This is a genomic window from Pseudomonas imperatae, from assembly GCF_057128625.1.
This window is the reverse complement of record NZ_JBSKHP010000057.1, coordinates 1-6687: the sequence shown is the minus strand read 5'-3', so window position 1 is coordinate 6687 and position 6687 is coordinate 1. Positions and strand designations below refer to the sequence as shown.

Below are 6687 nucleotides of genomic sequence, written 5' to 3'. Positions count from 1 at the left end.
GGCGGGGAAGGGGGTGTTGATCAGCGCGGATGAGCAGGGGAAGGCGCAGGGGGAGGTGTTGGAGATGGCGTCAGCCATCGGTCGGCTGCAACAAGCTGGTGAGCAATTGCAATCGCTCTCCAGCGATGCCGAAGCTGCCAACGCAACCCCAGCCGATCTGCAGGCGCAACTCAACTTGCTGCGCGACGAACTGGAGCAACTCAAGGCGGCCACCGTACTGGTCAGTGCGCCCAAGGGTATTGCCCTGACCAGCGGCAAACACCTGCAACTGGCCGCGCACGCCAACCTGATGGCCAACGCCGGCGCCAACGCCGATATCAGCGTGGTCAAGCGCCTGTTCATGGGGGTAGGGCAGGGCCTTAGCGTGTTCGTGCGCAAAGTCGGCGTCAAGCTGATCGCCAACCAGGGCCCGGTCAGCGTCCAGGCCCAGAACGACCGGCTGGAACTCATGGCCCGCCATGGCCTGGACATCACCAGCACCGAAGACGAGATCCATATCACCGCGAAAAAGAAAATCACCCTGAACGCCGGGGGTAGTTACATCACCCTGGACCCGTCGCGCATTGAGGCAGGCACGGAGGGGGACTGTTTCGTCAAGTCGGCGCATTTCAATTACAGCGGGGCGGCGAGCATGAAGGCGGCGCATCCGGAGTATCCGGTGGGGCTTTCCAAGGAGCGGTTGAGTCTTCAGCTGCCGATCGCCGCCAACTCTGGCGGTGCTGGCGGCCAAGGGTATGTCGGCATGCCCTACACCCTCTACGCGGATGGCATTGAGCTTCAGCGAGGCATTCTGGACAAGTCCGGGCAGATTCAAGTTGATCACCAGGTGGTTACCCGCGACTACCGGATTGAAACGACCTCCGGCTGGAGCTTCGGGATCCCCATCCCCGCGCAATACCGCAACCCCGAGCAGGCGCACATTGCCAATCGGGGTGTTCACAACCACACGGCCAAGGCCGCGCCGCATACGGAGCATCGTTCGGAGTACGCCTCGATTATGGATGCCCCTGACCTTGAAGAAGGAACTAAACCATGAAACATCCGGAAGTTATCGTGCCGGTCGCGTTCGAACACACGAACACCGCGACCTGCACGCCAGGTTGGTACATCAAGAGCACCGAATACAACCCTGCCAGGGCCACGTTCGAGCCCTTGGTCAATGGTGAGGAGGCGTTTGGCGCTGTTCACTTGGCCATTGCCGAGGCTGTCCAGAGCATTGACATCATTTGCTGGGGTTTCCAGCCCTCCATGTATTTCATCAGGGATGGCCAGGCGCCCAGCATCGGTGAATTGCTGAAGACGAAAGCGGCGCAGGGTGTACGGGTACGGGTACTGGCCTGGGAAATGCCGCTCAACCTGGCAGGCGTTGGGGGCGAGGCCAACTTGCCCGGCAAGGGCAAGTTCAGGGTTGGCAGCCACGCCATGCAAAGTTCCACGCCTGCACAGTATGCAGAAGACCGGGCCTGGTTCGATGCTTATGCAGTCGCCGATGGCCGCGCGATACACGAAGTTGCGCGGGGTGTTCCGGTGTTGGTCAGCCGCGGTTTCAGCCTGCGGGAGCGGCGGGAAATCTTCGCGGATGTCAAAAACAACAGCCTGGATGCTGATATCAGCAAAGGCACTCGGCTCGCGCATGCGGCAGCGCCGAGCCACCATCAAAAAAGCGTCATCGTTGATTTCGAGGAACCGGAAGTCGCGGTCGGGTTCGTCATGGGCCACAACATGCTCGACGAGTACTGGGACACCGAAAAGCACTCCGGGCTCAACCGTACCCCGGCAACCAAACCTGCGCCGAATCGTGGCGCGCGGGGAAATACCCCTAGGCAAGACATTTCCAGCCGAATCAGCGGCCCGGTATTGGCCGACCTGCACCATAACTTCGCCACGGCCTGGTTCAAGGAAACCGGCGAAGACCTGCTCGTCGCCCGGAATGCGGCGCAGATAAAACCGACACTCAGGTATCGGCATGGCGTTACCCGGCAAATGGCCCAGATGCTGGTGACCCAGCCCCAGAGAGACCCCGCGAACCCCGACACGGAAAGCCGCAAGGAAATTCAGGAAGCCTACCTGCAGGCCGCCAACAACGCCGCGCAGTTTATCTACATCGAAAACCAGTACTTCCGCTGGCCGCCGTTGGCAGAGGTGATCAAGGCCGCAGCGGCCAACCAGGTGAGGGATGGGCGCAATCCGGATGAACACGGGGTTGTTCACCTTTTCGTTGTCACCAACGCCAGTGAAGAGGGCATAGGGCCGGGTGCGTTGAATACGCAGCGGATGCTCGAATGCCTGGGGCGCGCAGATACCATTCCCAAGGTCACCCAACTGCGGCGCATCAAGGCAGCGCGGGACAACGCGCCACCCAAGCCAAGGCCGGACCTGCGCGACTCGCTTGGCCAACGCGAACTCAAGGAATGGCAGGCCTCGCTGGACAAACAGGTCGAGGCAATAAAAGACCACAAGCTGGAAATCGAGGACATTCCTGGCCTGAAAGTTCACGTGTGTTCGCTGGTCGCGCCTGACACCCCGGACGGCACGGAGTGGATGCCGGTGTATATCCATTCCAAGTTGATGATTGTTGATGACGCTTTTACGACGCATGGTTCGGCGAATGTCAATACTCGAAGCATGCAAGTGGATAGTGAATTGAATATTGCCCATGAGTGGGTAAGTGTGACTAAGGCGCTGAGGCGAAGGTTGTGGGGGATGCATACTGGGATGCGTGGGGCTCAGGATGATGCGGGCGAAGCTTTCAGTAGTTGGGGAGATGTGATTAAAGAAAATAAAGCGTTAAGGCTCGCGGGTAAGGCGCCGTATGCGCCGTTGGTGGAGTTTTTTTATGATAAAGAAACGCTTGTGGATCTTGACTGATGCGTAAATTATTGATGCTTCCGTTTTTTGGTTTGGCAGCCTGTAATCATAATTCGTTGAATTATAACGTGGAGGATGTTCCTATGAGTCCAATTGCTGAGTTAAAGGCTGGGTTGAAGTTTAATTGCGTTCATGAAGCTATTCCTGCATCCTCCGATGAGGCAGATCTGGTTTTTAAATATGCGCGTTGGCTGCAGAAAAATAACGAGCTAAAACGAGAGCCCGAAAAGAATGTGGAGATCGAGCGCCTTTATCGGATTGCAGCAGAGAGCGGTCATTATAAGGCCAAGATTAATTTGCAGAACGGCGCTATGCGCCGTCAATTCAAGTTGAAAGGTGAAGAGTATGAGCGTTTTAGTCAGGAACTTATCAATGCAGATGTTGCGACGGGCTACTATTTTGTCGCGCGCTTCGTCAAACATGGTGCGTTCGGGCTCAGGGAAGACCCTGAAATGGCACTACGCTATTACCGCAAGGCCGCGGATAAGGGCAGCGCCCAGGCCCAGCAATATATAGCGGACCTGCTCGCGCCCATTGATATTGCCCCGGAGGTTGCCCGGCAACTGCGCCGCTGCGCTGCGGAGCAAGGGAACGGTGATGCAGCGGTGGATCTGGCAATTAATTTTGCTATAAATGGCCATTACGAGAAGGCTGTTGAAGTATTTCAATTGGGTGTGGCTGCAGGGAGTCCGAATGCGGCGTCATTTTTGGCGGGGGCGTTTAACGGCCCCCCTCCCGAGGACAAGCTTTATTATTTAGGCCTTGAGAAGGACTTGGAGCGGGCCAAGCGTTACAAAGAAATAGGCGCGCGCCTCAGTGGCTTCTCCTATGCCCATCCCACCGTCCCTGATGTCAATGAAATCGTGCCCCTACCGCCCGCGGAACTCCCCGAGTGGGATGGCAAACTTCAATGGGTCAAAGAACGCAAGGCCAACATCCCGCCACCCAAGCCCAGCGATGAACTGATCCTGCGCTTGGCCAACGCCAAAAAGCTTGACCCGGCCACCGGCAAGCCACTCCCCAGTTCACCCGACTTCACCCAGGCCAACTTCCCGCAGCAAATCTGCTACCCCGGCGAAACCTGCCCACAGGCAGGACACTGGAAAGTCATTTGGCCGTCGCTGCGCAACATCAGGCCGAAAGAGGTGATCCGTTACTTCGATGAAGGCGATATTTTTCCGCTGCAAACGGTGGAGCGTTACCACCTGCGCCCGTGGCCGCTGCGTGACAAGACTACCTTTCGCGAAGAGGCGGTTGAGTGGGGGCTAATTGGATGAGCAGTAGTTCCTCAACGTTTGTCGTGAGCACCTGGCAATGCCTGCCAGAGAGGGCCCGCGCGGCCAGGTTAGCGACGCGAAAGTTATTTATTTTTCCGTTTTTGGGGTTGGCGGCCTGTAATCATAATTCGTTGGGTTATGATGTTGAGGATGTGCCTCTGAATCCGATTGCTGAGTTGCAGGCTGGGTTGAGGTTTAACTGCGCGCATGAAGTTATCCCTGCATCATCCGATGAGGCTGATCTGGTTTTTAAATATGCGCGTTGGCTGCAGAAAAACAACGAGCTAAAACGAGAGCCCGAAAAGAATGTGGAGATCGAGCGCCTTTATCGGATTGCCGCAGAAAGCGGTCATTATAAGGCCAAGATTAATTTGCAAAATGGCGCCATGCGTCGTCAATTCAAGTTAAAAGGTGAAGAGTACCAGCGGTTCAGTCAGGAGCTTATCGATGCAGATGTTGCGACGGGTTACTATTTTGTAGCACGCTTCGTCAAGCATGGTGCGTTCGGGCTCAGGGAAGACCCTGAAATGGCGTTACGCTATTATCGCAAGGCCGCGGATAAGGGCAGCGCCCATGCTCAGCAGTATTTAGCGGACCTGCTCGCGCCCATTGATATTGCTCCGGAGATTGCCCGGCAACTGCGTCGCTGCGCGGCGGAGCAAGGTAACGGCGAGGCCGCCGTAGGTTTGGCAATTAATTTTGCTACAAATGGGCATTACGATAAGGCCCTTGAAATATTTCAATTGGGTGTGGCCGCAGGGAGTCCTACTGCGGCGTCATTTTTGGAGGAAGGGTTCAAAGGTCCCCCTCCGGAGGATAAGCTTTATTATCTAGGCCTTGAGAAAGACGTGGAGCGGGCCAAGCGTTATGAAGAAATAGGCGCGCGCCTCAGTGGCTTCTCCTATGCCCATCCCACAGTCCCTGATGTCAACGAAATCGTCCCCCTGCCGCCCGCAGAACTCCCCGAGTGGGATGGCAAACTTCAGTGGGTCAAGGAACGCAAGGCCAACATCCCGCCACCCAAGCCTAGCGATGAACTGATCCTGCGCCTGGCCAACGCCAAAAAGCTCGATCCGGCCACCGGTAAGCCACTCCCCAGTTCACCCGACTTCACCCAGGCCAACTTCCCGCAGCAAATCTGCTACCCCGGCGAAGCCTGCCCACAGGCCGGACACTGGAAAGTCATTTGGCCGTCGCTGCGCAACGTCAGGCCGAAAGAGGTGATTCGCTACTTCAATAAAGGCGATATTTTTCCGCTGCAAACGGTGGAGCGCTACCACCTGCGCCCGTGGCCGCTGCGTGACAAGACTACCTTTCGCGAAGAGGCGGTTGAGTGGGGGCTAATTGGATGAATAAACGTGACTCGATAAGCACGCCAAATCCGCGATTGAATAATTGATTTAACTATAGGACTTTTCAATGAAAAACATTATCCGTATAGGCGATAAAACCTCCGGTGGTGGCACCGTAATTACCGGCTCTTCCTCCATGATATTCGACGGTATCGGCGTCGCCCGCCAGGGCGATGCCGTGGATTGCCCCATCCCCGGTCATGGTCGCACCGTCATTGCCGAGGCCCATCCGCATTTTTGCGACCACGGGGTTCCTGTTGCTTTCCACGGGCACGCCTGTGCATGCGGCTGCACGCTGGTGTCCTCAATGCCCGCCGTGACTGCCAGCTGACCATGCCGGTGAGACTGGACCAACTTGTCCCCTTGGCTATTCGGCCAGGCGAGCCGCGCCTGGGGCAGTGGTCGAAAAGCGATGGCTTGGCGGCGGTGGACCGTCGGTTGGACGAGCGCATCTCAACCAACGGCAGCAAAAGCAATCAAGCGCGGCGCTGCCCGCAATTCATTTTCAGTGGCAACAGCTCCGTCAAGACGGGGCTTTGGTGCACGGTGTTGATGCCTGCGCCGCCGCTGTTGACGTAAGGATACAGAATGCAGATTCGACGCGTTGTACAAGCAGGAGGCCTTGCTGGCGTGCTGTTGCTGGCAGGGGCACTGCTGTCCGTGATGCTGTGGTATTACCCGCAATGGCTGGGGCTGCGTGACGATGGTGACCGGCAGGCACAGGCGCTGAAGGTGGTGCCCGTGATCACCGGGTTGATCGTGTTGGTGCTCGGCGCGTTTACCTGGCTGGGGCGGCAAATTGGCCGCGCTGCCGATACGGGGAACGATTCCGCACAGCCCCGGCCTGTAGTGTCGCCTGAGCCGGGCGCGGAGGTTGTGCAGCGCGCGGCCATCCTGCGCAACCACCTGCGTGACCACTACGGCCTGTTCTGGCGCCGTAAAGTGCGGCTGTTGTGGGTGGTGGGAGAGGCTGAGCAGGTCGACGCGATTGCACCTGGGCTCACGGAACAGCGGTGGTTGGAGGGTGACGGCACGGTCTTGCTGTGGGGCGGCAGCGGCCAGGAAGCGCTGACCAACGATAGCCTTGAAACGCTCCAGCGCCTGTGCCGCTGGCGCCCCCTCGACGCCATCCTCTGGACCCTCACCACCCCCCAAAGCCACGACCCCAAAGCCATGGCCGCCGGCAGCCG

The 6687-nt window shown here is 57.8% G+C and carries 5 protein-coding genes and 1 pseudogene; all 6 read left to right on the top strand.

What is annotated here, in order from left to right; genetic code table 11:
• On the top strand, positions 1 to 1036 hold a 1036-nt coding region (locus ACWKWX_RS32520; RefSeq protein ID WP_483829917.1), incomplete at its 5' end, for a DUF2345 domain-containing protein.
• A complete protein-coding gene (locus ACWKWX_RS32515; protein WP_483829916.1) occupies positions 1033 to 2868 on the top strand; it encodes a phospholipase D-like domain-containing protein in 1836 nt (611 codons plus the stop codon). The genes ACWKWX_RS32520 and ACWKWX_RS32515, both read left to right, overlap by 4 nt.
• Entirely contained in the window at positions 2868 to 4145 is a 1278-nt protein-coding gene (locus ACWKWX_RS32510) for an SEL1-like repeat protein (RefSeq protein ID WP_473003448.1), read from the top strand. The genes ACWKWX_RS32515 and ACWKWX_RS32510 overlap by 1 nt, the downstream gene beginning before the upstream one ends.
• Positions 4142 to 5497: an SEL1-like repeat protein gene (locus ACWKWX_RS32505; protein ID WP_483829915.1), complete on the top strand. Its 1356-nt coding sequence runs from the start codon at positions 4142 to 4144 to the stop codon at positions 5495 to 5497. The genes ACWKWX_RS32510 and ACWKWX_RS32505 overlap by 4 nt, the downstream gene beginning before the upstream one ends.
• A gap of 67 nt (positions 5498 to 5564) precedes the next feature.
• A complete protein-coding gene (locus ACWKWX_RS32500; protein ID WP_416424649.1) occupies positions 5565 to 5828 on the top strand; it encodes a PAAR domain-containing protein in 264 nt (87 codons plus the stop codon).
• A gap of 257 nt (positions 5829 to 6085) precedes the next feature.
• Positions 6086 to 6687 (top strand): annotated as a pseudogene (locus tag ACWKWX_RS32495) (ImcF-related family protein); the annotation flags it as partial.

Excerpts from the sequence above, each read along its gene's own strand:
- ACWKWX_RS32515 (WP_483829916.1), top strand. The coding sequence starts at position 1,033 with ATGAAACATCCGGAAGTTATCGTGCCGGTCGCGTTCGAACACACGAAC.
- ACWKWX_RS32510 (WP_473003448.1), top strand. The coding sequence starts at position 2,868 with ATGCGTAAATTATTGATGCTTCCGTTTTTTGGTTTGGCAGCCTGTAAT.
- ACWKWX_RS32505 (WP_483829915.1), top strand. The coding sequence starts at position 4,142 with ATGAGCAGTAGTTCCTCAACGTTTGTCGTGAGCACCTGGCAATGCCTG.
- ACWKWX_RS32500 (WP_416424649.1), top strand. The coding sequence starts at position 5,565 with ATGAAAAACATTATCCGTATAGGCGATAAAACCTCCGGTGGTGGCACC.